Annotated in this window: 21 protein-coding genes and 1 pseudogene; 17 read left to right on the top strand and 5 right to left on the bottom strand. The window is 40.8% G+C overall.

Going from position 1 to position 25,247, the window contains the following annotated elements; translation table 11 throughout:
• The first annotated feature begins 252 nt into the window (after positions 1 to 252).
• The 10 genes and pseudogenes from NVS78_RS13055 to NVS78_RS13010 all read left to right on the top strand — a co-directional run bounded on the left by NVS78_RS13055 (position 253) and on the right by NVS78_RS13010 (position 10,804).
• Positions 253 to 1,245 carry an AAA family ATPase gene (locus NVS78_RS13055; protein ID WP_041504514.1) on the top strand — a complete coding sequence of 331 codons (993 nt, stop codon included), beginning with the start codon at positions 253 to 255 and terminating at the stop codon, positions 1,243 to 1,245.
• A 98-nt stretch (positions 1,246 to 1,343) separates the two neighbouring features.
• Complete coding sequence (locus tag NVS78_RS13050) at positions 1,344 to 2,222, top strand: DUF58 domain-containing protein (RefSeq protein WP_041504513.1); 879 nt, start codon at positions 1,344 to 1,346, stop codon at positions 2,220 to 2,222.
• A gap of 43 nt (positions 2,223 to 2,265) precedes the next feature.
• Positions 2,266 to 3,294, top strand: coding sequence for a hypothetical protein (locus NVS78_RS13045; protein WP_082667028.1), 1,029 nt, complete (start codon positions 2,266 to 2,268; stop codon positions 3,292 to 3,294).
• 98 nt (positions 3,295 to 3,392) lie between these two features.
• Complete coding sequence (locus NVS78_RS13040) at positions 3,393 to 4,385, top strand: vWA domain-containing protein (RefSeq protein ID WP_041504511.1); 993 nt, start codon at positions 3,393 to 3,395, stop codon at positions 4,383 to 4,385.
• 67 nt (positions 4,386 to 4,452) lie between these two features.
• Complete coding sequence (locus tag NVS78_RS13035) at positions 4,453 to 5,496, top strand: VWA domain-containing protein (protein WP_059025237.1); 1,044 nt, start codon at positions 4,453 to 4,455, stop codon at positions 5,494 to 5,496.
• A 4-nt stretch (positions 5,497 to 5,500) separates the two neighbouring features.
• Positions 5,501 to 6,292, top strand: a complete 792-nt coding sequence (locus NVS78_RS13030; RefSeq protein WP_286359560.1) for a tetratricopeptide repeat protein — start codon at positions 5,501 to 5,503, stop codon at positions 6,290 to 6,292.
• A gap of 47 nt (positions 6,293 to 6,339) precedes the next feature.
• Complete coding sequence (locus NVS78_RS13025) at positions 6,340 to 8,160, top strand: BatD family protein (protein WP_286359559.1); 1,821 nt, start codon at positions 6,340 to 6,342, stop codon at positions 8,158 to 8,160.
• 18 nt (positions 8,161 to 8,178) lie between these two features.
• Complete coding sequence (locus NVS78_RS13020) at positions 8,179 to 8,934, top strand: tetratricopeptide repeat protein (RefSeq protein ID WP_059025231.1); 756 nt, start codon at positions 8,179 to 8,181, stop codon at positions 8,932 to 8,934.
• 161 nt (positions 8,935 to 9,095) lie between these two features.
• Positions 9,096 to 10,184: pseudogene (locus NVS78_RS13015) on the top strand (DNA polymerase III subunit gamma/tau); the annotation flags it as partial.
• Between the two features lie 176 nt (positions 10,185 to 10,360).
• Positions 10,361 to 10,804, top strand: coding sequence for a DUF8439 domain-containing protein (locus NVS78_RS13010; RefSeq protein WP_059025229.1), 444 nt, complete (start codon positions 10,361 to 10,363; stop codon positions 10,802 to 10,804).
• 12 nt (positions 10,805 to 10,816) lie between these two features.
• On the opposite strand, the gene NVS78_RS13005 is transcribed toward NVS78_RS13010, so the two are convergent.
• A complete protein-coding gene (locus NVS78_RS13005; protein ID WP_059025227.1) occupies positions 10,817 to 13,084 on the bottom strand; it encodes a monovalent cation:proton antiporter family protein in 2,268 nt (755 codons plus the stop codon).
• A gap of 187 nt (positions 13,085 to 13,271) precedes the next feature.
• On the opposite strand from NVS78_RS13005, the gene NVS78_RS13000 reads away from it, so the two are divergent.
• Together NVS78_RS13000 and NVS78_RS12995 are read left to right on the top strand one after the other, a co-directional pair.
• Positions 13,272 to 13,922 carry a DUF47 domain-containing protein gene (locus NVS78_RS13000; RefSeq protein WP_041504504.1) on the top strand — a complete coding sequence of 217 codons (651 nt, stop codon included), beginning with the start codon at positions 13,272 to 13,274 and terminating at the stop codon, positions 13,920 to 13,922.
• A 4-nt stretch (positions 13,923 to 13,926) separates the two neighbouring features.
• Positions 13,927 to 14,961, top strand: coding sequence for an inorganic phosphate transporter (locus NVS78_RS12995; RefSeq protein WP_041504503.1), 1,035 nt, complete (start codon positions 13,927 to 13,929; stop codon positions 14,959 to 14,961).
• Positions 14,962 to 15,034: 73 nt separating this feature from the next.
• Here the strand turns inward: NVS78_RS12995 and NVS78_RS12990 are convergent, their stop codons facing one another.
• The 3 genes from NVS78_RS12990 to NVS78_RS12980 form a co-directional block, all read right to left on the bottom strand.
• On the bottom strand, positions 15,035 to 15,802 hold the full coding sequence (locus NVS78_RS12990; RefSeq protein ID WP_286359558.1) for an exodeoxyribonuclease III: 768 nt from the start codon (positions 15,800 to 15,802) through the stop codon (positions 15,035 to 15,037).
• 66 nt (positions 15,803 to 15,868) lie between these two features.
• Positions 15,869 to 16,558, bottom strand: a complete 690-nt coding sequence (gpmA, locus tag NVS78_RS12985; protein ID WP_041504501.1) for a 2,3-diphosphoglycerate-dependent phosphoglycerate mutase — start codon at positions 16,556 to 16,558, stop codon at positions 15,869 to 15,871.
• 27 nt (positions 16,559 to 16,585) lie between these two features.
• Positions 16,586 to 16,789, bottom strand: coding sequence for a hypothetical protein (locus NVS78_RS12980; RefSeq protein WP_059025225.1), 204 nt, complete (start codon positions 16,787 to 16,789; stop codon positions 16,586 to 16,588).
• 199 nt (positions 16,790 to 16,988) lie between these two features.
• Here NVS78_RS12980 and NVS78_RS12975 point away from each other — a divergent pair, with 199 nt between their 5' ends.
• The 3 genes from NVS78_RS12975 (at position 16,989) to NVS78_RS12965 (ending at position 22,505) form a co-directional block, all read left to right on the top strand.
• Complete coding sequence (locus NVS78_RS12975) at positions 16,989 to 17,231, top strand: GlsB/YeaQ/YmgE family stress response membrane protein (RefSeq protein ID WP_041504499.1); 243 nt, start codon at positions 16,989 to 16,991, stop codon at positions 17,229 to 17,231.
• Positions 17,232 to 17,263: 32 nt separating this feature from the next.
• Positions 17,264 to 18,163 (top strand): phospholipase A, encoded by a 900-nt coding sequence (locus tag NVS78_RS12970; protein ID WP_041504498.1) that lies wholly within the window; start codon positions 17,264 to 17,266, stop codon positions 18,161 to 18,163.
• A gap of 178 nt (positions 18,164 to 18,341) precedes the next feature.
• Complete coding sequence (locus NVS78_RS12965) at positions 18,342 to 22,505, top strand: response regulator (protein ID WP_286359557.1); 4,164 nt, start codon at positions 18,342 to 18,344, stop codon at positions 22,503 to 22,505.
• Positions 22,506 to 22,572: 67 nt separating this feature from the next.
• Here NVS78_RS12965 and lolA1 read toward each other — a convergent pair whose 3' ends face one another.
• The gene (gene lolA1, locus NVS78_RS12960; RefSeq protein WP_041504497.1) at positions 22,573 to 23,208 is read right to left on the bottom strand and encodes an outer membrane lipoprotein periplasmic chaperone LolA1; all 636 of its coding nucleotides are present in this window, start codon (positions 23,206 to 23,208) and stop codon (positions 22,573 to 22,575) included.
• A gap of 228 nt (positions 23,209 to 23,436) precedes the next feature.
• Between lolA1 and NVS78_RS12955 the strand changes: the two genes are divergently transcribed.
• Both NVS78_RS12955 and cdaA read left to right on the top strand, forming a co-directional pair.
• A complete protein-coding gene (locus tag NVS78_RS12955; RefSeq protein ID WP_041504532.1) occupies positions 23,437 to 24,303 on the top strand; it encodes a DMT family transporter in 867 nt (288 codons plus the stop codon).
• Between the two features lie 91 nt (positions 24,304 to 24,394).
• Positions 24,395 to 25,183, top strand: coding sequence for a diadenylate cyclase CdaA (cdaA, locus tag NVS78_RS12950; RefSeq protein WP_286359556.1), 789 nt, complete (start codon positions 24,395 to 24,397; stop codon positions 25,181 to 25,183).
• Positions 25,184 to 25,247: the final 64 nt, after the last annotated feature.

Raw genomic sequence — 25,247 nt, 5'->3', positions numbered from 1 at the left:
GCAAACGTCGGTTATCGGGAAATTTTGGAAGAGGTTACTATTTTTTTTGGAAAAACTTAAAGTTAGCATTAACATTTTTTAGCGGACCCATTTTAACATTTGGGTGAATAATCTTTACTTTTGAGGAAACCGAAAAAATAAGGTGGTAAATTACTTAGTTCGGTGTGTCTTTTGAAACATGTAGCGGGGGTTTTACGTTACGTGTTATTATGAAAAGTGGAATTATAAATTTCTAATTAAAATATTAAGTATATGAATACTGTTGATATTAAAGCATTAAATGAACGCATACAGCAGGAAAGTTCGTTCGTCGATATGATAAACATGGAGATGAATAAGGTGATCGTAGGCCAGAAGCATTTGATCGAAGGACTTATGATCGGCATGTTATCAAACGGGCATATTTTATTGGAAGGTGTTCCCGGGTTGGCGAAAACATTAGCAATAAATACGTTGGCTCATATTATCAATGCAAAGTTTAGCAGAATTCAATTTACTCCGGATTTATTACCGGCCGACGTGGTGGGTACTATGATCTATTCTCAGAAGAAAGAAGAATTTGTTGTGAAACACGGTCCGATATTTGCAAACTTTATATTGGCCGATGAGATCAACCGAGCTCCTGCAAAGGTACAATCGGCTTTATTGGAAGCCATGCAGGAACGTCAGGTTACCATTGGGGATATGACTTATAAATTGGACGAACCTTTTTTGGTGATGGCCACTCAGAATCCGATAGAGCAGGAAGGTACCTATCCGCTACCGGAAGCACAGGTAGATCGTTTTATGTTAAAAGTAGTGATCGATTACCCGAAAAAGGATGAAGAGAAATTAATTGTCCGTCAGAATTTGGAAAAGAGTTTTCCGGAAGCTAACACGATATTGCAACCGCAAGATATTATGCGGGCACGCGAAGTGGTGAAAGAGGTTTACTTAGATGAGAAAATAGAGAAATACATTGTAGATATCGTTTTTGCAACGCGTTATCCTCAGGAACACGGGTTGGAGAAGTTTGTCTCTATGATCGCTTACGGGGCTTCTCCTCGAGCAAGTATCAGTTTAGCCAAAGCGGCACAGGCTTATGCCTTTATAAAACGGAGAGGTTATGTTATTCCGGAAGATGTAAGGGCTGTTTGTCATGATGTATTGCGTCATCGTATCGGTTTGAGTTACGAGGCAGAGGCCAATAATTTGACGAGCGAGGATATTATCAGTGAGATATTGAACACGGTAGAGGTACCTTAATCGATTTATGGTCTCGGGTAGAAACAGGATCCCGATCAAGTACCAGTTTTGAGGCTGGAATTTCGAATTTAAAATCGGTAAATCTAAAATGAATTAAGGTGGAAACTTCAGATCTGTTAAAACGAGTCAGAAAAATAGAGATCAAAACCCGGGGGTTGTCGAAAAATATTTTCGCGGGAGAATATCATTCAGCTTTTAAAGGTCGAGGAATGACTTTTAGTGAAGTTCGGGAATATCAATACGGGGATGATATCCGGAGTATTGATTGGAATGTGACGGCTCGCTATAATCATCCTTACGTGAAGATATTCGAAGAAGAGCGGGAGCTGACGGTCATGTTGCTGATAGATGTAAGCGGCTCCCGTAACTTCGGTACGATTTCGAAATTAAAGAAAAATCAAATTACCGAAATAGCCGCGGTCTTGGCTTTTTCTGCCATACAGAATAATGATAAGATCGGAGTTATTTTCTTTTCCGATAAGATTGAGAAATTTATTCCACCCAAGAAGGGAAGAACTCATATCTTACATATTATTCGGGAGTTGATAGATTTTAAGCCTGAAGATAAGCGGACCAATATTACGGAGGCTTTACAGTATTTGACCAATGCTATAAAAAAGCGTTGTACTTGTTTTTTAATCTCTGATTTTATGGATGATCATGATTTTGAGCATCCTTTAATGATCGCGAATAAAAAACATGATATCGTGGCGTTAAGGGTATATGATCCTCGGGAAAATGAGATTCCCCCTGTCGGGCTGATGTATTTAACGGATGCGGAGAGTGGCGAACATATTTGGGTCGACACGTCCGATCGCCGGGTGCAGGAGGATTATCGCCGTTATGTATTTGACCGGGAAAAGGAGTTGGATCGTGTATTCAAACATTCCGGGGTAGACGTCGCTTCAATCAGTTCTGACGAGGATTACGTGAAGTCCCTGATAGCTTTGTTTAAACGCCGGGGTGCCGGTTATTAACATAAAATGCGGCGGAAAAGAAATATAAAAGCAAAAGATGCACATGAAAAATAAGTTAGTTATATTGATTGTTGTTTTGCTGGGATGTATCATGGGTGTGAGGGCGCAAAACGTTGAGTATATTGCCGAGTTGGACACGAATTACATGATGATCGGCGATCAGATTCATTTGAAAATGAAGGTGAAGGCTGATCCGGGAGTTCGGGTCGTCTTTCCGGTATTGAAAGATACGATTGTTAATGGTGTCGAGGTTATTTCCGGTCCTGTACGGGATTCGATCAGGGAGAAAGACGGTCGTATGTTGATACAGGAGGCTTACCTGATCACTTCCTTCGATTCAGGGGTCTACAGGATACCTTCCTTGCCTATCCAAGTGGAAAAGGAGAGCTACAATAATGTGTTGCGGACAGATCCCATGCAATTGATCGTAAACACGTATGCAGTGGATCAGCAGAAAGGAAATTACGATATCGTCATGCCGATAGCAACGCCTTGGACTTTTGCCGAAATCTTACCTTATCTGTTATGGGTTTTACTGGGTCTTGTGATTCTGTTGCTGGTTTGGTGGATCATTAAAAAGCGTAGGGCCAATAAGCCTTTGTTTGCTACCGAGAAACCGGCTATTCCCCCTTATGATTTGGCAATGAAAGCCTTGAACGAAATCAAGGAGGAAAAATTATGGCAAAGCGGAAAGACAAAGGAGTATTATACGCAATTGACGGATGCGATACGAAATTACTTGGATGGAGAGCTGGATATTCCGGCTATGGAGCAGACTTCGTTCGAGACCATGCGCTCTTTGGAGGGGTGCAGGGAGGTGGCCGCACCGTTGAAGGATAAGTTAGGGATGATGTTTGAGACTGCCGATTTCGTGAAATTTGCCAAGGCGATGCCGTTACCGGATGAGAATGCCCGGAATTTGGATATCGCTTTTGAGTTTGTCAACCATACGAACGAGCAGGTACAGGAGTTAAAAGAGCGGGAAAAGCAGGAGAAAGAGAGCCGCGAGCGGGAAGAACGGGAGAAGGAGGAGGCTGCACGAAAGGAAGCGGAAGAGGGAGAAGAAAAGTAGAATTGATTTGAAAATATATTCATTTGTAGATTTGGAAAAGAGCGATTCTTTCGAGAGCGTGAACTTTTTCGAATGTCGAATGTTCAAATGAAAAGATTATGTTTGGATATGAATTTGCAAGCCCTGGGTATTTTTGGATATTGTTGGTATTGATACCGATGATTATCTGGTACGTACTGAAGGAGAAAAGTTCGCATGCTGATTTGCAGTTTTCTTCTATCAGGATATTTAAAATGATGAAACGGGGCAATCGGATTTGGGCTCGTCATTTGTTGTTTGTCGCAAGAGTGCTGGCCATTGTATTTTTAGTATTTGCCCTTGCCCGTCCTCAGTCCAGTAACAGCTGGCAGACTTATAACAGCGAAGGTATCGATATCATGTTAGCTTTGGATATCTCCGGAAGTATGCTGGCACGGGATTTTACTCCCGATCGTTTGGAGGCTGCCAAAGAGGTTGCCACGAAATTTATACTGGAGCGTCCGCAGGATCGAATCGGTTTGGTGGTTTTTGCGGGAGAGAGCTTTACCCAAAGTCCGCTGACGACGGATCAGGCCGTGTTAGTCAATGTGATGAAAGATATTCATAGCGGGATGATAGAGGATGGAACGGCGATAGGATTGGGGTTGGCCAATGCGGTGAATCGTTTGAAAGACAGTCCGTCCAAGTCGAAGGTAATCATTTTGCTGACGGATGGAGTAAACAATCGGGGGGCTATTGCTCCGATGACGGCTGCCGAGTTGGCTAATACTTTCGGTATTCGTGTTTACACGATTGGCGTGGGGTCTTTGGGAGAGGCCCCTTATCCGGTACAGACTCCTTTTGGCGTTCAATTGCAACGTATGCCCGTGGAGATCGATGAAGATGTCTTGACGCAGATTGCCAATATGACAGGAGGAAAATATTTCAGGGCGACCGATAATGCTAAATTGGCTCAGATATACCAGGAGATCGATCAATTGGAAAAAAGTAAGATAGAAGTAAAGCATTTTAGTAAGAAAAACGAGCAATATTTTTATTTTGCTTTGATCGGAGCTTTATTGTTGATATTGGAATCCGTATGTCGGTACACGTTGTTGCGGAAAATTCCGTGATCGTTATCGAGGAGATGTTATATGAATAGTATTGAACATGTGGTTTACCACTTAAAAAATAGAAGGTATGTTTAGATTTGCGCATCCTGACTTGTTATATTTATTGATTGTCATTCCGCTATTAGTTATATTTTATATCGTGACGGTAAGGCATAAGAAGAAGGCGATAGCAGAATTTGGAAATCCGGATTTGCTAAGCGGTTTAATGCCTTTATTATCCTTTAAGAGGGGAGCTTTGAAGTTCGTTCTGATCTTGCTTGCGCTCCTTTTTATCATATTGGGTGTTGCGGGACCTCAGTTCGGATCCAAGTTGCAGCAGGTGAAAAAAGAGGGCGTGGAGTTGATTATAGCCTTGGATGTTTCCAACTCGATGTTGGCACAGGATATAAAACCCGATCGCTTAGAGGCTGCCAAGCAAGCGATTTCTCGTATGGTGGAAAAGTTGAATAATGATAAGATCGGTTTGATCGTTTTTGCCGGTGATGCTTATGTGCAATTGCCTATTACAACGGACTACTCTTCTGCCAAGTTATTTTTATCCGGCATAAGTACGGATATCGTACCGATTCAGGGAACAGCTATAGGTAACGCTATCGATTTGGCATCCAAATCGTTTACACCGAACACGGAGGCTTCTAAAGCAATCATTGTGATTACGGATGGAGAAAATCATCAGGATGATGCCGTTGCCGCGGCCAAAGCAGCCCGGGAGAAAGGGATATATGTACATACGATAGGAATGGGACTACCGCAAGGAGGACCGATTCCGGAAAAAGGAAATCCAGGTCAATTTATGAAGGACGGTTCGGGAAATGTAGTGATTTCCAAGTTGGATGAAGAGACGTTAAGGGCCATAGCCAAAGCGGGAGAAGGTATGTTTGTACGGGCAAGTAATTCGAATGTCGGATTGACAACTTTGTTGGACGAGATCAATCGAATGGATAAGACCTTGTTGGAAGAACGGGTATACAGCGATTATTCAGAGAAATATCAATATTTTATCTTAATAGGTTTATTATTCGTATTGCTTGAATTTATCGTTTTAGGGCGTAAGAATAAGAATCTATTGAAGATTAATATATTCGGTAATGAGGAAAACGTAAAAAATTAGGAATATGATGAAAACAATAATACTGATAGCGGTTGCCTTGATGGTGAGTTTGACATCGTGGGCACAACAGGAGAGAAAGTTCATCCGTGGCGGAAATAACTTGTTTCATAAGCAGGATTTTGAAAAAGCGGAAGTGGAGTATCGGAAGGCTTTGGATAAAGAAGTGGATTCTTATGAGGCCGCTTTTAATCTGGGAGATGCTATGTATAAACAGAAAAAATACGATGAGGCCTTGCAACAATTCATGTCTTTGGCCAAGGATGAGACGAATAAAGAGCGATTGGGAGAGTTATATCATAATATAGGCAATACTCTATTGTCTATGAATAAGTTAGATGAAAGTATAGAGGCTTATAAGCAATCTTTAAGGAGTCGTCCGAATTCTTCCGAGACCAAATATAATTTGGAGTTTGCCCGTAAACAGAAACAAGATCAACAGAATAAGGATCAAAACAAAGATCAGAACAAGGATCAACAGAACAAGGATCAACAGAACAAGGACCAGAACAAGGACCAGAATAAGGATCAAACCAAAGATCAGAACAAGGATCAGCAGAACAAAGACCAGAATAAGGATCAACAGAACAAAGATCAGGAAAACAAGGATCAACAGAATAAAGACCAGAATAAGGATCAGCAAGGTAAAGATCAACAAGGAACGAAGATTTCAAAGGAAGATGCTAAGCGTTTGTTGGATGCTTTGGAAGCTGACGAAAAGAAGACGCAGGAGAAAGTGCAAAAAGAGAAAGTTCAGGCTCAGAAGGCGAAGAAAATGAAAATAGAAAAGAATTGGTAATTTTGTGTATTCTTAGAGGCTAACGGACACTTTTAAAAAAGGAACAAATGAGGTCATTTATAATTGCAATCATTATATGTATTTTAGGGGGAGTAAAGGGATTTGCCCAGGATGTTAAATTGGAGGTCTCTGCTCCGAGTGTCGTGGGAGTAGGTGAACAGTTCAAACTGATTTATAAGCTGAGTAAGAGGGGAGAGAATATGAAATTACCCGCTTTGAAGGGATTTGAACTGTTGATGGGACCTTCCGTGAGTGAAGCTCAGAACATTATAAGTATTAACGGCAAAACGACGGTGGAGACGTCGATAATCTATTCTTATATATTGATTGCCGATGAAGAGGGTGAATATACTATTGATCCGGCTACGATTGTTGTGGATGGTAAAGAGATTAAGTCTCAATCAATGAAAATAAAGGTCGTAAAGGATGAGGGGACCTCCCAGGCAGACCGGGGACAAAAGCAGACCGAGGGGCGTGAGGTGTCCGGGCGGATTACGGAGGATAATTTATTTTTACGATTGGAGGTTAACAGAAGTAGTCTTTACGTGGGTGAGAGCTTGGTGGCCATGTTAAAGGTATATTCGAGAGTGGATTTGAATGGTTTCGGGCGTACGAAGTTTCCTGCTTTTGATGGTTTTCTTGCTGAAAATGTAGAGGTGCCTCGTGTTGAATTGAAGCGGGAAGAGTACAACGGAAAGATTTATGACGTAGGCGTGTTGAAACAAGATGTACTTTTCCCTCAGCATGCCGGCGTGCTGACGATAGAACCTTTCGAGTTGGAGTGCAGAGTGTTGCAAAGGGTGGGCGGTTCTCCGGATTTTTTTGATAGTTTTTTCGGAAATACACGTACGGTAACGGTATTACGACGTACGAAACCGGTAAAAATAACCGTAAAAAATTTGCCGGAAACCGGGAAACCTTTAGATTTTAGCGGGATGGTCGGAACATTGAGTATGTCGACTTCTTTGTCGCCCGATACGTTGAAGGCGAACGATGCATTGACTTATAAAGTGATATTCAAGGGAACTGGTAATTTGAAATTACTGGAAGCCCCGAGAATCTCCCTGCCTCCTGATTTTGATATATTTGATCCTAAGGTTACCAAGGATCTGCGGACAACGGTAAGCGGTTCGACGGGTACGGTTACCTACGAATACCTGATTATACCTCGTTTTGCGGGCGATTATACGATACCATCCATTGAATATTCTTTCTTCGATCCTTTAGCGGCTAAATACAAAATATTGAAAGGAAAGGAGTATAAGGTACATGTTTTAAAAGGAAATGATACGGGAGGAGGAGTACAGGGAGGTGCCGTACAATCCTTTAAAAAGGAAGATGTGAAGATGTTGGGGGAGGATATTCGTTATATCAAGACGGGGAATAGTGTTTTAAAAGCGAAGGGAGTCCGGTATTTTGCCTCGACGGCCTATTGGCTGAGTTTTTTGATTCCGTTTGTTCTTTTTATCATAGGGATGATATTGAATCGTCGTAGGATCAAGGCGAATGCGGATTTGGTAAGGGTAAAGAGCAAGGCTGCCAGTAAGGTGGCGCAGAAGCGCCTGAAAGCTGCTTCCGTGGCAATGAAGAGCGGTAATTCCGAGTTGTTTTATCAAGAGGTATTGAAAGCTTTATGGGGGTATGTCAGTTTTAAGCTGAATATAGAAGTTTCCGAATTAAATCGGGACAATATCAACGAACACCTCACGAAACGGGGAGCATCTACAGAATTGATACAGAATTTTATAGATGTTTTGGATCATTGTGAATATGCTCGTTACGCACCCGGAAGCAATCAGGGGGAGGAGATGGATAAGGTGTATAAAGACGGTTTGACTGTCATTACGAAATTGGATAAGGCTTTGTAAAATCGTAAATCTGGAATTATGAAAAAAATATATATTATATTGTGTCTGCTCTCGCTGAATCTGAGCGTGTTTGCTGTCGATGTAAAGGCGTTGGAGGGAGAGGCGAATAAGATGTATCAGGACGGAGATTATCAGAAAGCGATAGAGTTATATAATCAGGTTTTAGATGCGGGAGTGGAGTCTTCTGCAGTTTATTACAATCTGGGTAACAGTTATTATAAATCGGGAGAGATCGCCAAAGCGATTTTGAATTACGAACGGGCTTTGGTTCTGAATCCGGGAGATAAGGATACGAAATATAATTTGACGCTGGCTCATAAATCGACGGTGGATAAAATTAAAGTTTTGCCGGAATTATTTTTTGTTCGTTGGTATAACTCTTTTGTTTCTACCTTTACAGCCGATCAATGGGCCTATTTTTCAGTGGTTTTGTTTATTGCCTTTTTAATCATGGCAGCTCTGTTTTTCCATTCTAACTCGATAAGTTTGAAAAAAACAGGATTTACGATGGGAATTGTTTTGTTAATGTTGACGGTATTGACGGTATTCTTTGCCGCTAAACAATACCACCGGGTGTCGGATCGAAATTACGGTATCGTGATGACGCCGAGTGTCATCGTTCGGGGTGCTCCCGATAGTAGCGGTACGGAGTTATTTGTGGTGCATGAAGGATTGAAAGTTCAGATCCTGGAGGCCTTGGGCGATTGGTATAATGTCAGGATGGCCGATGGAAATGAAGGCTGGATATTGAAAACGGATTTGGAAAAAATTTGATTATTTCAGATCGAAAATAGAAATTTATTGTAGAGTTGGTTTTTACTTTGTAACTTTGTAAACAAATCATACGGGTTGTTGAGGTGGTAGCATCTGTTTTAGCCGAAAAAACCTGATTGTTTATTTCTTTTTGTCCTTCTTGATAATCATGTGGTTATATTATGGAAAATTATGTTGTTTCAGCTCGAAAATATAGACCGGCAAGTTTTGATACGGTGATCGGACAGCGTGCGATTACCTCTACGTTGAAAAATGCCATATTGAATAAACAGTTGGCTCAAGCCTATTTGTTTTGCGGACCTCGGGGGGTCGGAAAGACAACTTGTGCCCGTATTTTCGCTAAGACGATCAACTGCATGAATCTTCAACCGAACGGGGAACCGTGTAACGAATGCGAGTCCTGTGTCGCGTTTAACAATTCCCGTTCCCTGAACATCCATGAATTGGATGCGGCTTCCAACAACAGTGTGGACGATATCCGCGGGTTGGTGGATCAAGTACGTTTACTGCCACAAGTCGGAAAATACAGTGTATATATCATTGACGAGGTGCATATGTTGAGTGCTTCTGCTTTCAATGCTTTTTTGAAAACGCTTGAAGAGCCTCCTGCCCATGCTATTTTTATTTTGGCTACGACAGAAAAGCATAAGATATTACCGACCATTCTTTCCCGTTGTCAAATTTATGATTTTAACCGGATAAAGGTTTCGGATACCATAGAACATTTAAAGAGGATAGCGGATAAAGAGGGAGTGCAGGTCGAGGAGGAGGCTTTAAATATTATAGCTCAGAAAGCGGATGGAGCGATGCGGGATGCCCTTTCTATTTTTGATCAGGTGGTTAGCTTTTGCGGAAAAGAGTTGACTTACGCGAAGGTGATAGAAAATCTGAATGTATTAGACTACGAGTATTATTTTAAATTAACGGATTTGTTTTATAACGGTAAGGTGGCGGAGACTTTTCTTTTGTTTGATGAAATCATGACGAAAGGTTTCGATGCGGGTAACTTGATCGCCGGTTTAGGAAAGCATTTCCGGGATTTGTTGGTTGCAAAGGATGAGGTTACCTTGTCTTTATTGGAAGTGAGTGCATCCATTCGTGAACGTTATTTACGGCAGGCAAAAGAGGTGGATGTCGATTTTATCTTTAATGCATTGAAGGTGATCGAACAATGTGAGATGCAATATAAGGTCCGAGTAGAAAAAAGGCTTTGTGTAGAGATCACTTTAATTAAGCTTTGTCAGATTAATGCATTAAAAAAAAAAGCCTTAGTGTAGAAGAGTTTGCCGGCCTTTTAAAAATCGACGGTTTTATCGGAAAGTTTCAGCAGGAGGTATGTCCGCCTGTTCCGGCGGTTTCGGCTTCCCGACCGGCGGTGAAGCCTGTCATGAGGCCGGCGATTGAATCCTTCAAGTTAAAACAGGCTATGGCTGAAAGCAAGGATTATGCGGAGATACGAAATACGTCTGAAGTCCAAAGAATCGAGAAAAAGGTTAAAGCGCAAGACCCGTTCGACGGGAAAACGGTTTCTTCGGTCTTAAGTACTTTTATTGATTCTTCAGTCGGGGAGGCCGTAAAAGTGGCTCTTACATCACATCCTCCCAAGGTCAACGGATTTGTCGTTACCATAGAGGTTGACAACGAGTTTTTGATGGCTAAAATGAATGAATTGCATCAGCGAATCTTGTCTTATTTAGCAGAACGCCTGAACAACGGTTACATCACGTTGAATATTGAGCTTTACAAGGAGACGGATGATGGAAAAGAGAAAAAGCGTTTATTCACGGCAAAGGATAAGTTTGAACATTTTATGGGATTGAATCCGGCTGTCGGAGAGTTAAAAAATCTTTTCGGTTTGGAGATAGAGTGATGAGTCTTGATTTTAATTGATGGTTTTACCTTCGGCCAGACACAATAATTTTTGGTGTTCACCCACGATCCATACGATATCTCCTTCTTCGAAGACGGTAGAGGGTGAGGGGTTCATGATGGAAGTGGAGCCTCTTTCGATACCAATGACCAGACAGGCTTCTTTATCCCGTATTCCCGATTCCCGGATGGTGCGTCCGACCAATTTCGCCCCTTTTTCGATGATGAACTGTTCTAAACTCACTTCTTCCGTGTTTTTTTCTTTAATCTCTTTCTCTCGTTGTTGGACTCTATTTTCTACAAATTTGCGGAAAATTTCGATCTCGTTATCCGTGGCAGCCACGATAAGGCGGTCAAACGGATAAACCACCTCCTCTCCTCCGGGTATGTTTATTCGTTCTTCTCCCCGAAGAATGGTCACCACGCTAACCCCGCAGGTTTGTCGGAAGTTTAATTCCTTTAGACTTTTCCCTACGCTCGGGGAGGTTTGAGCGACTTCGAATTCGGCCAAATGTAAATCTTTGGATAATAAATGACGTACAAAACGTTGTTTGATGGGCGATTTACGTTCTTCTTCCTGCTGACGTGCCGTAAAGTTTCGTAGGAATCGGCGTTCAAGAAGAATAGAGTGTTTCTTCAGGCGTTTGGAGAAAATAAAAAGCAGAATGGTAATCGTGGCGATAGCGATAAGAAGTCCCGATGCCACGTTGATCAGTTTGGAAATGACAAACATAACGATCCAGATACATAATGCTATCCGTAAGACTATCAGAGAGATCAGGGGGCCCCTGTTGTATTTGTTGTCGTTCCATAATTGTTGAAATTCCGACGAATGATTTTTTTTCATCATGATGGCCCGTAAAAACGGTGAGATGACGAGAAGTATCAAAACGGCGCTTATGATAGAGCCCTGAATCCCCGGGATTTTTTCCCGGATAAAGGGGGTTATGTATTGTAAAAAAATGGCGATTGAAAAGATAGATAAAACCGTGTAGGTAATTACGATTTTGAACAAGGATTTCAACAGCTGTTTCCAGGTATTCTTGTGGCGGATCGTGTTTGATCCCGAGCTATATCTTTCCAGAAAATGGATCCATGATCGAGGCAGGCGGGTGCTCAAGGAGCGATAGGTAGGTTCGGCGATCCGGATCATATAAGGTGTGAAAAATGTCGTAATGACGGAAACGGCAACGACAATGGGGTATAAAAAATGATCCGTTACCTTTAGAGAGATACCTAAGCCGGCTATAATAAAAGCGAATTCTCCGATCTGAGCCAAGGAAAAGCCGGATTGCACGGCTACCTTCAGAGTTTGTCCCGAAAGTAAAACTCCCGATGTCGCACAGGTAATTTGTCCGATCATTACGGTTAAGGTAATGAGTAAGATGGGAAACCAATATTCCAATAGCATGGCCGGATCGATCATCATTCCTACGGAAACAAAGAAAATAGCCCCGAACAGGTCTTTTACCGGTTTTAAGAGATGTTCGATATTTTCGGCTTCGGTGGTCTCGGCTAAAATGGAACCCATAACAAAGGCTCCCAAGGCAGAAGAGAACCCTGCTTGGACGGCCAACATGACCATGCCTAAGCATAATCCCAGGGTCACAACTAATAACGTTTCGCCGTTCAGCCATTGTTTCACTTTTTTTAGTAGGGTCGGAATAAGGAAAATACCGGTTATGGACCAAAAGAGTAAAAAAGCACTTAATTTCAGTATGCTGTCAATCATTTCCAGTCCTTCGAAGTGTTTGCTGACGGCAAGCGTGGATAGTAGGACCATCAATACGACCGCGAATAGATCTTCAACCACCAATATCCCGAATACGACACTTGCAAAACGCTGGTTACTCAATCCCATGTCGTCAAAAGCCTTGAAAATGATAGTCGTTGAAGACATCGATAGCATTCCTCCCAAAAAAAGACTGTTCATGTGTCCCCAACCTAAAAACATGCCGACCACGTATCCTAATGTCATCATTCCTCCCACGGTGGTAAGAGCTCCTATCATGGCTGTTCCTCCCACGTTCATCAATTTTTTGAAACTGAAATCGAGGCCTAAGGCAAAAAGTAAAAAGATAACGCCTATATCGGCCCATATCTGAATATCTTCCGTATCGGTTACTAATGGTCCTCCGAAGGTATAGGGGCCGGCAATCAATCCGGCAACAATATACCCTAAGACAACAGGTTGTTTAAGCCATTTGAAAATAATGGTAATTAATCCGGCCGAGAATAGTATAATTGCCAAATCCGATATTAAAACGGGTACGTGCGACATTTGAATCGTTTTAACGACGCTCCAAAGGTAATGAATTTTGCCCCGGATGGAATGATTCTGTCGAAAAAAGATGTTTCGTGTAGAAAATGAGTCTGTTATTTAGATTCAAAAAAGATATCTTTTCTACTTTTTTAACATTATAGTCTGAGCAAGGATATTACATTTGTCAAATTAATATATGTGTGTTATGAAAATAGATCGTTTTTTACAAATTTTTGTCGTAAAGGAAAAGAAATTTTATCCGATGTATAAGGAGCAGGCTTCTGTGATAGAGCAAGCCGCCAATCTTTTGGTAAAACTTTTGCAGGAGCAAGACCCTGAAAAACAGAAAGTATTGTATAAGGATATAAAAACATTTGAGAACCAAGGGGATAGTATTACTGCAAAAATATATGAAGAACTGAATAAGACGTTTGTTACTCCTTTTGACCGCGAAGACGTGAATTCGTTAGGTTCGCGGATGGATACGTTTTTAGATTTCATACATGATTCAGCAAAGCGGATTCTGATGTACCGGCCCAAGAGTGTGAATAAGACTTTGGTCGAAATCGGAAAGCATATTGCGGAGGATGCCGTTATTTTAAAGTCGGTTATGGAAAATTTGGAATACATTCAGAAGAAGCCGCAAATGATCAGTGAGAAATGTTATCAGATCAAGGCAATCGAGCATGAGGTGGACGATTTATACGAGCAGTTTATGAGTGATGTGTTCGCCAACGAGAAAGATGCGATCGAATTGGTTAAGTTGAAAAATATCGGGCAGGCTTTGGAAGATGCCACTGACCGGGCCAAGGACATAGGAGATACGGTTCGGGGAATTATCATTAAATTTGCATAAACCTATGTTGACCATTGTACTTATTGCGATTGTTGTAGCCTTGTTGTTCGATTTTTTGAATGGAATGAACGATGCAGCCAACTCGATAGCTACTATTGTGGCGACACGGGTATTTTCTCCCACGATGGCTGTCTTATGGGCTGCCTTTTGGAATTTTTCCGCGATTTTTATTTTTGGAGTAAGTGTAGCTCACACGATGGGGGAAGGCATAGTCGAACCCACTAAGATCAACGAATTTTTGATTTTAGCTGCCCTATTGGGATCGGTAGTTTGGGTTTGGTTGTGTACTCATTTCGGTATGCCTATCAGTGTTTCTCACGCTTTGATCGGAGGTTTGATCGGTCCGGTTTGGTTTACTTACGGAAGTTCGGCTCTGGTATTTTCCGGAATTTTCAAAATAGCTATATTTATCGTACTTTCCCCGCTGATCGGTTTGATACTCGGGTTTATCATGATGTGTATTACTTTGCGCGTCTTTCATAAGCAGCATCCGGTAAAAGTAGAGGGGCTTTTTAAGGCCTTCCAGCTTTTTTCGTCTGCAATATTCAGCTTGGGACATGGTGCGAATGATGCACAGAAAACGATGGGAATCATAGCTATCCTTCTTTTCAGCGTGGCTGGAAGTAACGAATTTGTCGGTGAATATCTATACGAGAATACGGGCCAGTTTCATGTCCCGTTATGGTTGATTATTACCTGTTATTCCGTCATTGCCTTAGGTACTATTATCGGGGGTAAAAAGGTGATAAAGACGTTAGGGGACGGATTGGCCAAATTGAAGCCTGTACAAGGTTTTTGTGCGGAAACAGCAGGAGCTTTGACGTTGATCGGAACAGCGGTATTGGGAATACCGGTTAGTACTACTCATACGATTACCGGTTCTATCATAGGGGTCGGTATTACGAAAGGTGTTGCTTCTGTCCGTTGGGCCACGGCTTCCAATATTGTTGTCGCTTGGATATTAACCATCCCTGCCACCATTGTCATGTCCGGTTTGATTTATTGGATGATGGGATTCTTTTTGCCGTTGCCAGAATGACGGTTGCTAAGAACAAGATGTATCAGATGAATACCTGGATAAGATTTTTGAAAGGGCCTTATCCAGTTTTCAATTAATTATCAATTATTATACCCGCTGGGCAATGGTCCGAATGGTTGGCGTTGGGAAGAATATAGGCATCTTTTAGTTGGGCTTGTAAATTTCGGGATGCCATGCAATAATCGATACGCCATCCTTTGTTGTTTGTTCTGGCATTGAATCGATAGCTCCACCAGGTGTAACAATCACGTTCTTCCGGGTGGAAAAGCCGGAAAGTATCGATAAAGCCGGAATCGATGAAATTACCTATCCATTCCCGTTCTTCGGGAAGAAAACCGCTATTCGTCGCATTCCGTACGGGATCGTGAATGTCTATCGGGCGATGGCATATATTATAATCTCCGCATAGAATTAATTTCTCGCGTGTTTTCTCCAGATCTTTGACATAATTTTGAAAATCAGCAAGCCATTTCATTTTAAAAGCTTGTCTTTCATCTCCGGTAGTTCCGGAAGGATGATACACGCTCACGACGGAAAGATCCCCGTAGTCGGCCCGGATGAATCGTCCTTCATTGTCGTATTCGGGAATATTCATCCCGTATACTATTTGATCCGGTTTCTGTTTTGTCAGGATGGCTACGCCGCTATATCCTTTCTTTTGGGCTGAAAAAAAATAGGTGTGATATCCTAATGCTTCAAATTCCAGAAGTGGAATTTGTTCCGGTTGAGCTTTGGTTTCCTGAATACATAAAACATCCGGTTGTTCTTCAGCCATCCATTCCGTCAGTCCTTTGGAAAGAGCGGCCCGGAGGCCGTTCACATTGTAAGTGATAATTTTCATTTTATTCCGTTAAAACGGACAAATCTACATTTTTTTGCTGAAGAAGAAAAACGGAATCGAGGTTCTTTATTTTAAATAATCGTGACGAACAGGCATGAGTTGATCGTCTAATTCGAACAATTGAGGAATACCGGTCGGTATTTCCAACTTGACGATATCTTCATCGCTGATGTTATTTAAATATTTAACGAGAGCTCGCAAGCTGTTCCCGTGTGCGGTTATCAAAACCGTTTTATCGCTTAATAAAGCCGGTGCAATATAATCTTGCCAGAAAGGCAGGACTCGATTAATGGTCAGGGACAACGACTCTCCGAGAGGCAGAGCTGCCGGGTCCACATCTTTATATTTGTTTTCAAAGACGGCGTTACGGGGGTCGTCGGGTTCTAACAAAGGAGGTGTTACATCAAAGCTTCTTCTCCAGATGTGGACTTGTTCCGCCCCGTATTTTTTGGCTGTTTCTGCTTTGTTCAATCCTTGTAATGCACCGTAATGTCTTTCATTTAGCCGCCAATGATGGATTTCCGGGACCCAAACCAGATCGGCCGCTTCGGCCAGCAGATGTTGTGTCCTGATAGCCCGTTTTAGAACAGAGGAGTAAGCGATATCGAAAGTCAAATTATTTCTTTTGATTAGTTCTCCTGCTTTTCGGGCTTCCTCTTCTCCTTTTTCGCTGAGGTCTACATCGATCCATCCCGTGAATTTGTTTTCTTTATTCCAAACACTTTCTCCATGTCTGACTAATATCAATTTTTTCATGTTTTTTCTTATTTGTATTTATGGGTATTACGTGTTTGTAACACGAAATGTTTTGGAAAGCCGGAGGGTATCGCGTGCAATAATAGAGGTTTCCGGGGTTTGTAGACGGAAATAAAAACGGTTGTAAGTAAAAGGTGGGGGTGGGAAATCTCCGTTTGTTTCCTGTACCGTATAGTAGTCCGGTAACGATACAGTCGTCTTCCCTATCATGATGAATGCGGCAGCAGTCATTTTTAACGGTAGGGAAAACGTCTACGTTTCATGGTTTTCTCTCGGGTGAGTACTTGTTATAAGTAGCATCAGGCTAAAAATACCGCCTGATCGTTTTGCCGACATGGGTAACTAAACGGATAATTAAAAAAAAACGAGCCGGGAATGAAACAATTTCAGTGGAAAGAAAGTTTAATAAGAAAATAAAAAATATAAAGTTATGATATTTATTCTGTACATAATTATCGGTATATTAGCCGGGTATTTTGCCGGTAAGATCGTTCGGGGCGGTGGATTGGGTTTAATCGTGAATTTGATTGTCGGTATTATCGGTGGCGTGTTAGGCGGCTGGTTGTTCGGGTTGATGGGAATTGCTATGGGAGGAGTTATTGGGAGTTTGATTTCGGCAACTGTCGGGGCTATCGTATTATTGGCAATCGTGTCGTTATTCAGCGGTAAATGAACGGATAAAATTGAATTGTAATGTAATTGATAATGAGAAACGGACGAAGGGGAATTTGTCTGCTCGTATTTGTATTATCATTGAATTGCTTTGTCACGGGGCAGATTCAGGGGATAAAGGAAGATAGTTTATCACGTCAACGGGAACGATTGATTCGGGAAAAAGTACGTCTCGATACGATTTTGCCTAATGAAGAGGATGCTTTGGCTATTTTTGATAATACCCCGAGTTTCGGAATATACAGAGATAATTATTTTGTGACCGGAGTTCCGACCAATCGTCGTATAGACAAAAATAGTGCGGATGCGAAATTTCAAATCAGCATCCGGCAAAGATTGACTAAAAGTATCTTACCTTTTAGAACCTTTCTTTATTTGACCTATACTCAAAAATCTTTTTGGGATATATACCGGAAATCGAGTCCGTTTTTAGATAATAATTTTAATCCCGGGCTTAGCTTAAGTAAAGCCATCATATATAAAAATCAGATACGGGGAGTTGCGGTATTCTCTTTTGAGCACGAATCGAACGGTAGGGATTCTTTAGAATCCAGGAGTTGGAATTATTTTTCTTTATCCGGTTCTTATTTTTTTGATTTGCGCTTTTCGCTGCAACTTAAATTATGGGCCGGATGGGTCGATAAAGACGGGAATCCAGACTTGTTGAAATATAAAGGTTATGGATTATTGGCTTTTAATTATCAAAGTGCGAATGAACGTTTATGGTGTTCCGTCGTTATTAATCCCCGACGTCAATTTATTGATATGAATACCATATTGGAAATAAATTATAAGCCATCCCTTAAAGCGAATGAGTATTTTTTTATTCAGTATTACAACGGTTATGCAGAGAATATGCTGGAGTATGACCGTTATGTTTCGATGGTACGCGTGGGATTTTGTATAAAACCTTTTTTAAGAAACTATTATTGACAAATAATATTACTTGATTATTAAAAGATTTGGATGAATATATTGGAGTAGATGTGGGGGAAATAGGGGTTTAATTTGTAATTTTGTTGTCTCCTTTTTGTCATGTTTGGAGTGTTTCTTAAAATAAGTGTGTGAGTAATGACAAGAATTAAATATGATAAACAAATCTCTATTTAAAATGGACTATAAATCGTATTTGTTGAGTCTGATTTTATTATTTTCGGGGATAAGTGGATTACAAGCCAAAGAGGTAGCAGAAGATAAAAAATTGTTGGTGATTAGTTCTTATTCTCCTCTGAAAGAGAGAGGAAGTCGTATCATTTCGGCCTTCATAGAAGAGTTGGGGCTGAACACGGATGTGAAGGTGAACATAGAATATTTGGATTGTGAAGCTAATCAGAATTTTGAGGATTGGAGTAGTTGGATGAATTCTTTATTTCATGCTTATAGCGTGTTGCCGAAAGCCGTTATTCTAATTGGAAGTGAAGCTTGGATGGCTTATCGACATAGTTGTATAGAGAAATGGAAAGGTATTCCGGTCATACTGGGAGGTGTAAAACGTGGTATAATCGACTATTCGGGGGTTAAGGCAAAAGATATACACGATATTTTATCTACAGAAACAACATTCGACGGATACAAGGTGGCGGGTTATTATATCGTGGATTATTTCGAGGAAAATCTACGGTTAATAAAACAGTTACAACCGGAGGTGAAACATATCCTACTTTACTATGACGACCGTTATCGCCAGATCTTTTTCGAACCCTATTTGAAATCGATTGTTGAAAAAATAGGTGGTTTGAAGATACATTATTTTCCTGGAAGTCGTTTGAGTACGACAGCTTTATTGGATTCTATCGCTTTGGCTGATAATCATTGTGCCTTGATTTCTGCCGGATGGTATACCGATGTGAACAAGTCTTTACATGCGAGCACCATGTTGAGTAACGAGTTGCCCTATCATACGGACAAATTCGTTTATGGAATATTAGATTTGGATTTTGGAGATTCTTGTAATTTCGGAGGGTATTTTGTAACCGGAGAGGAGCTGGGAAGGGATCTGGCCAGTTTGACTTATACGGTGTTGAAGAACGGGATAGAGAAAGCTCCGTTTTTTACGATAACGCCTACACGGCCTCGTTATCATCTGAATTATTCCATCTTCTCGCAATCCGGGATCAGTAAGTCTCGTTTGCCGGAAAATGTGGTTTGGCATAATATGCTTCCCTCTTTTTGGGAAGAGTATCCGGAGGAGGTGGTTGTGTTTTTTGTTCTGCTTATCTGTTTGGTGATTGTTATTTTATTTATTGGTTATAATAAAAAACGAAAAGAGAGGGAATACGTACGGTTAGTTTCAAAAATGACCCATTTGTTGGAAAATATGCCGGACATGGTGGTTATTTACGATAGTTCCCTGAATGTGATAGATATTGTTAATCCTTTGCAAGATGTATTATTGGTATTGACAAAGGAGGAGATATTGGGGAAAAATATTCAAGAAATAGGAGAAATAGCGCCTGAATTTAAGGAGGCTTTTACGATTATAGAAGAAAATGTTAGGCGTACGATAAAGGACAAGAAGCAATATTCTTTTAATTACGTGGTAAAAATAGGGGATAAGGAGGCATTTGCCGAGTCGAGGACGGCTCTTTTCGAGGGCGATAAAGTGATCTGTTTTGTACGTGATATAACCCCTCGCGTAGCGGCGCAAAAAGAGGTTCTGAAATTGAAAACTTTTTTGCAATCGATCATCGATAACCTGCCTGTTGGACTCTTTGTAAAAGATGTCTCGAATGATTTCCGTTATATTTTTTATAACCGGAAAACGGTAGAGTTTTACCAGGAAAAATCTGATATTTTTTTGGGGAAGAATGATTTTGAGTTGAACGATCCTAAAGCCGCCATGTATAGAGAAGAAGATAGGATGGTGCTGAATAGTGATATGCCGTTGACATACGAGAGGTGTATATATGATCAAGAAGGTGCTCTTTTGCGTTGGGGCGTGTTGACGAAAACAAAATTATTGAATAATGATGATTCCTGTTATCTTATCGGAATTGTTGTTGACATTACGGATATCAGAAAGAACGAAATCGAATTAGGTAATATTAAGAATGAACTCTCTTTGGCCTTGGATGCCGGTTCTTTATCGGTTTGGACTTATGATGTATCCCAAAAGAAGTTCTCCTCTTTTTATCATGATACGGTAGCGCAGAACGGTTTGAGTTTTGAGGAAGCATATTCCATATTGCATCCGGATGATCGGGAAAAGTACAAGCGTTTTATGAACGTATTGATTTCCGGGGAGAAAGAGAAAGATTCCGTTCGATTGCGTTTTAAACGGGGAGAAAATTACAAGTGGTATGAAACGCACGCGATAGGTATTTGTTCTGTGGACAATGATTCGATTTGTCAGATCGTCGGTACGGAACGGGATATTACGGATGAGATCGGTAAACAACAAGAGTTAGAGGAGAGTAAATTTAAATTGGAATTGTCTTTTGAAGCGGCGGATATAGTGCCTTGGGATTATAATGTTGAAGAGGATTTATTTTATTCCGGCAGTGAGAAATCGGTTTTTTTTGGTAGGAGATTCAGTCTAAGCGAGTACTTGCTTCTTGTACATCCCGATTATCGCGATAGATTCCATCGGGAATTGCAACGGGTAATCTACCGGGAAACTGATGTGATGGATTTGGTGATCTATACGACTGCTTTAAGTGGTAATTATGAATGGACTCAGTTGACGGCCAAGGCTATGGGGATAGACAAAGATGGAAATGCGCTGAAGGTTATGGGGACCCGAAAATATATCACAGAGGCAGTGGAGGCGGAGAGGAGATTAAAAGATTATATTTTTAAATCTGATTTGGTCATAAAATCTGGAGGAATAGTTCAATGGGATTACGATATTGCTACGGGAATATTTTCTTCACCCAATCCGGAGTCTTTCATGTACCATGGCATTACGACGGAAGAGTATTATTCTTATATGTACGGAGATGATATTCATATCGTGGAAGAGGCTCTTCAAGAGTTGATTCAAGGAGAGGTCGAGACAATAACCATTCAAGTCAGAGTGAAATTACAAAATAAGGATTATCGTTGGGTAGAGATTCACGGAGTCGCCTATGAACGGGATGATAAAGGAAAATTAGTGAAGGTCACGGGGTTGAGGAGAGATATAACGGATTGGAAGAGTGTAACGAACGAGTTAATTCTATTGAGAGACAAGGCTGAAGAATCCAACCGATTAAAGACGGCCTTTTTGGCTAATATGAGCCACGAGATTCGTACTCCGTTGAATGCGATTGTCGGTTTTTCCGACCTGATTACCCAAACGACCGATGCGGATGAGATTCAGGATTATTGTCGGATTATTGAGACCAATAACGAGTTATTATTGCAATTGATTAACGATATTCTGGATCTGTCGAAAATAGAGGCGGGACAGCTTGAATTTGTCTATTCTGATATAAACGTCTCTACCCTGTTCCGGGATCTGGAACAGATATATCTTTATCGAATTAAACCGGATGTACGGTTGATTTGCGAATTGCCCGAGGAGACCTGTATCATTCATTCTGAAAAAAACCGTTTAACACAGGTGATATCTAATTTTTTAAGTAATGCCAGTAAGTTTACATCGTCGGGAAGTATTCGTATGGGGTATGAACGGGTTGCGAAAGGATTACGTTTTTACGTTACTGATACTGGTAAAGGGATTGCTCCTGAAAATCTAAAGAATGTATTTGAACGTTTTACTAAATTCGATAGTTTCGTTCAAGGAACCGGATTGGGGTTATCTATATGTGAGATGATCGTTAAGCGGTTGGGAGGAGAGATCGGGGTTGACTCCGAATGGGGTAGAGGAAGTACATTTTGGTTTTTCATACCTTGTGACGTTTCGGTTGAAAAGGGGGTGAGAACCGATCTTTTGTTGCCCAAAAACGGAGCGTCGGTTAAGAAGGAGAATTGCGATAAAAAAGTAATTTTAATTGCCGAAGACAACGATAGTAATTTTTTGTTTTTGTCCACTATTTTAAAGAAAGAGTATGAATTGGTATGGGCCAAGAACGGAAAAGAAGCGATTGCTTTATATAAAGAAAAAGCTCCTCAAGTGATTTTTATGGATATAAAGATGCCTGAAATGGACGGATTGGAAGCGACATGTGAAATCAGGAAAATAGATAAAAGAATCCCAATTATAGCTTTGACTGCATATGCGTTTGATGAGGATCGAATTCGTGCCGCAGAGGCAGGATGCGATGAATTTCTGACCAAACCTGTCAACGTGAAGATGTTGAAGGATTTGTTGGTTCGGTTATTTGAAGTTTGAAGATTCGTGATTGGATAATTGAAACGACGGGAAACCCCGTCGTTTCAATTGTAAATCTGTTTGATATTTAACGCAGATCGTTGATTTCTACATCGGGATGAGCTTTCGTGTCGAAACGGAAAAAAGTTATGTCCAATTCCTGTTCCGGTTTTTTTAGACTTTTAATCGTAATGATAATGTCGTTTCCGTCTTTCCCGTAAGAGATAACTTTCTGTACCGTATTTTTGGCCGTATCTATCCAAACTCCTATTTTTTTTATTTGTTTATGAGGAGCTTTAGGGGTTAATTCGATGTAAGCAATCCCGTTTTTATTCTCGACTAACTTTTGGTTGAACTTTTGATTATGAATGTCGAAAAGAATAGTCGGGTTTAAAAAGGATTCCTGATCTTCGTCGGGGAGTTTTACGGTTACCTCTTCCGCATCCGGCATGTATGTATAAATGGTCTCTCCGTCAAAGTAATTTATTTGATCCATAATTTCAATCTTATACATTTTTTCCTTCATGTAAGCTTTCCCCTCGTAAGACTCGTGGATATTTTCGGCTTTATTTTCCATCGCCATGTCGAATACAATTTCTACGGCAGGATACGATTTTATTTTTTCTACAGTTTTGTCCAGAATGTTTTTAGCGTTCGTGTCTGTTTGAGCGTAAGAGAGCATGCTGCTCATGGCGATTGCGATAAGGGATAAAATGTATTTCATAGTGATTTGCTTTATATTTTCTTTAATATGGAGACAAAGATAAAGAATATCGGATAGATGTAAAAATTTGAGGGCAAATGTTTCCTAAAATTCGTATGGATCTTATTAAGGATAGATACGTTGGATCAGGCCATTGCGTGCTAATCAATTTGATGAGGATATAATCGGGAATAGGTTGTTCCTTTCTTTAATTGTTTATTACCTTTGCGGCATTTCGAAGGAGACGATATGAAGAAGGTAAAGGGAATAGTGTTTGCTGCCGTGTCGGCTGCCACTTTCGGATTGATCCCGTTGTACGCGAATCAAGCTATTATAGATGGGGTGAATAACGAAACAATATTGGTTTATCGGTATGGGATTGCCGGTTTGTTGTATGCTATTTATTTGTGGATAAGTAAGGTAAGCATGCGTCTTTCCCTGGCGGAATTGAGGGAAGTTTTGATCGCCGGTGTCGGTGGATATGGGATTACGGCTTTTTTTCTTTTTCTTTCTTATCATTATATGCCGACGGGGATGGCTACGGCTATTCATTTCTTCTATCCAGTCGTGGTGGCCGTATTGATGGCTGTTTTTTACCGGGAAAAATTATCCGTGGTTGTAAAAGTCGGTATTTTAATGGCCATCGTCGGTGTTTATTTTCTCTCTTGGTCTCCGGGAGAAATCAAGTGGTTCGGGTTGTTTTTTGTATTGATGTCGACCTTGACTTACGGTTCTTATATTGTTGCTTTGAACCGTCCCGTACTGAAACGGATAAATCCCGATGTCCTTACCTGTTATGTGATGTTGTTTTCGGCTGCATTTTATTTTTTGGTCGCAGTCGTACAAGGGAAATTAGAGATAGTGGCCCGCCCGGCTTTCGTGTTGGATATGTTTTTATTGGCTTTATTAAGTACTATTTTGTCTGCTCGTCTTTTGGTTGCAGCCGTAAAATTGATAGGTCCTGTACCGAGTTCCGTGTTAGGGACTTTAGAACCTTTGACAGCGATTACCGTTGGTGTTTTTTATTTTCACGAGCAATTGACCTTCTTGAATTATGTCGGATTGATCGTTGTTATTGTTGCGGTGACGATCGTCATCTGTAAAATGAAAAAGTAACCTGCTTTTCTGTTTGAAGTTTATTCGGATGTTTGCGGGTTTGTATTGTATTTTCTTTAAATTTGCAAAAGATTTTAGATATGGATTCTATATGTTATTGTTTATAAAACTCGGTTTTTTTGATATTATAGATATTTTATTGGTAGCATTTATTTTTTATCAGGTGTATAAACTGGTGAAAGGAACAGTCGCTATCAATATTTTTGCCGGGATTTTTACGTTCTACGTGGCTTGGTTATTGGTCCGGGCTTTTAATATGGAGTTAATATCTTCTATTCTGGGGCAGTTTATCGGAATGGGAGTGATTGCTTTATTGATCGTTTTCCAACAGGAAGTAAGGCGTTTTTTATTGTTGATCGGCAGCAAATATAATCTGCAAAACATATTTAACCTGGAAAGATTGTTTTCGAAACCTTCCATGAAGGACGAAGTGATAGATGCTATCGTACGGGCGTGTGACTATTTTTCCAAAACAAAAACGGGGGCTTTGATTGTATTGTCTCAAAACTCGGAATTGTTTAATTATGCGCAAACCGGAGTTCTGCTTCGGTCGAATGTTTCGGAAGAGTTATTGGAAAATATATTTTACAAGAATACACCTCTTCATGATGGTGCCGTGATCATTACCGATAATAAAATTTTGGCGGCGCGTTGTATCTTGCCTGTTTCGGATAATAACAATATACCGGGGAGTTTGGGGTTACGCCACCGGGCGGCTATCGGTATGAGTGCGGCAACGGATGCCCATATCGTGGTCGTTAGTGAAGAGACCGGAAATATCTCTTTCGTTAAAGACGGTCATTTTAAGGTACGTATTACTCCGCAAGAATTAAGTAAATTTCTGCATAATGATTTTGCCGGTTTTGTCGTAAACAAGTGAAAGTGATACCCCTTGGTCGATGCATGGAGTATTTGATCACCTTTTATGTACCCCGTGTCTTTAT

The organism is Gabonibacter chumensis (assembly GCF_024741215.1).
In the GTDB taxonomy this organism is placed as follows: domain Bacteria; phylum Bacteroidota; class Bacteroidia; order Bacteroidales; family Marinifilaceae; genus Gabonibacter; species Gabonibacter massiliensis.
Note: the sequence above shows the minus strand (reverse complement) of the source record. Positions and strands in the feature narration are given on the sequence as shown.

Coding starts and splice junctions, on each gene's coding strand:
- NVS78_RS13055 (WP_041504514.1), top strand. CDS start 253: ATGAATACTGTTGATATTAAAGCATTAAATGAACGCATACAGCAGGAA.
- NVS78_RS13045 (WP_082667028.1), top strand. CDS start 2,266: ATGAAAAATAAGTTAGTTATATTGATTGTTGTTTTGCTGGGATGTATC.
- NVS78_RS13040 (WP_041504511.1), top strand. CDS start 3,393: ATGTTTGGATATGAATTTGCAAGCCCTGGGTATTTTTGGATATTGTTG.
- NVS78_RS13035 (WP_059025237.1), top strand. CDS start 4,453: ATGTTTAGATTTGCGCATCCTGACTTGTTATATTTATTGATTGTCATT.
- NVS78_RS13030 (WP_286359560.1), top strand. CDS start 5,501: ATGATGAAAACAATAATACTGATAGCGGTTGCCTTGATGGTGAGTTTG.
- NVS78_RS13025 (WP_286359559.1), top strand. CDS start 6,340: ATGAGGTCATTTATAATTGCAATCATTATATGTATTTTAGGGGGAGTA.
- NVS78_RS13020 (WP_059025231.1), top strand. CDS start 8,179: ATGAAAAAAATATATATTATATTGTGTCTGCTCTCGCTGAATCTGAGC.
- NVS78_RS13010 (WP_059025229.1), top strand. CDS start 10,361: ATGGCTGAAAGCAAGGATTATGCGGAGATACGAAATACGTCTGAAGTC.
- NVS78_RS13005 (WP_059025227.1), bottom strand. CDS start 13,084: ATGTCGCACGTACCCGTTTTAATATCGGATTTGGCAATTATACTATTC.
- NVS78_RS13000 (WP_041504504.1), top strand. CDS start 13,272: ATGAAAATAGATCGTTTTTTACAAATTTTTGTCGTAAAGGAAAAGAAA.
- NVS78_RS12995 (WP_041504503.1), top strand. CDS start 13,927: ATGTTGACCATTGTACTTATTGCGATTGTTGTAGCCTTGTTGTTCGAT.
- NVS78_RS12990 (WP_286359558.1), bottom strand. CDS start 15,802: ATGAAAATTATCACTTACAATGTGAACGGCCTCCGGGCCGCTCTTTCC.
- gpmA (WP_041504501.1), bottom strand. CDS start 16,558: ATGAAAAAATTGATATTAGTCAGACATGGAGAAAGTGTTTGGAATAAA.
- NVS78_RS12980 (WP_059025225.1), bottom strand. CDS start 16,789: ATGACTGCTGCCGCATTCATCATGATAGGGAAGACGACTGTATCGTTA.
- NVS78_RS12975 (WP_041504499.1), top strand. CDS start 16,989: ATGATATTTATTCTGTACATAATTATCGGTATATTAGCCGGGTATTTT.
- NVS78_RS12970 (WP_041504498.1), top strand. CDS start 17,264: ATGAGAAACGGACGAAGGGGAATTTGTCTGCTCGTATTTGTATTATCA.
- NVS78_RS12965 (WP_286359557.1), top strand. CDS start 18,342: ATGGACTATAAATCGTATTTGTTGAGTCTGATTTTATTATTTTCGGGG.
- lolA1 (WP_041504497.1), bottom strand. CDS start 23,208: ATGAAATACATTTTATCCCTTATCGCAATCGCCATGAGCAGCATGCTC.
- NVS78_RS12955 (WP_041504532.1), top strand. CDS start 23,437: ATGAAGAAGGTAAAGGGAATAGTGTTTGCTGCCGTGTCGGCTGCCACT.
- cdaA (WP_286359556.1), top strand. CDS start 24,395: ATGTTATTGTTTATAAAACTCGGTTTTTTTGATATTATAGATATTTTA.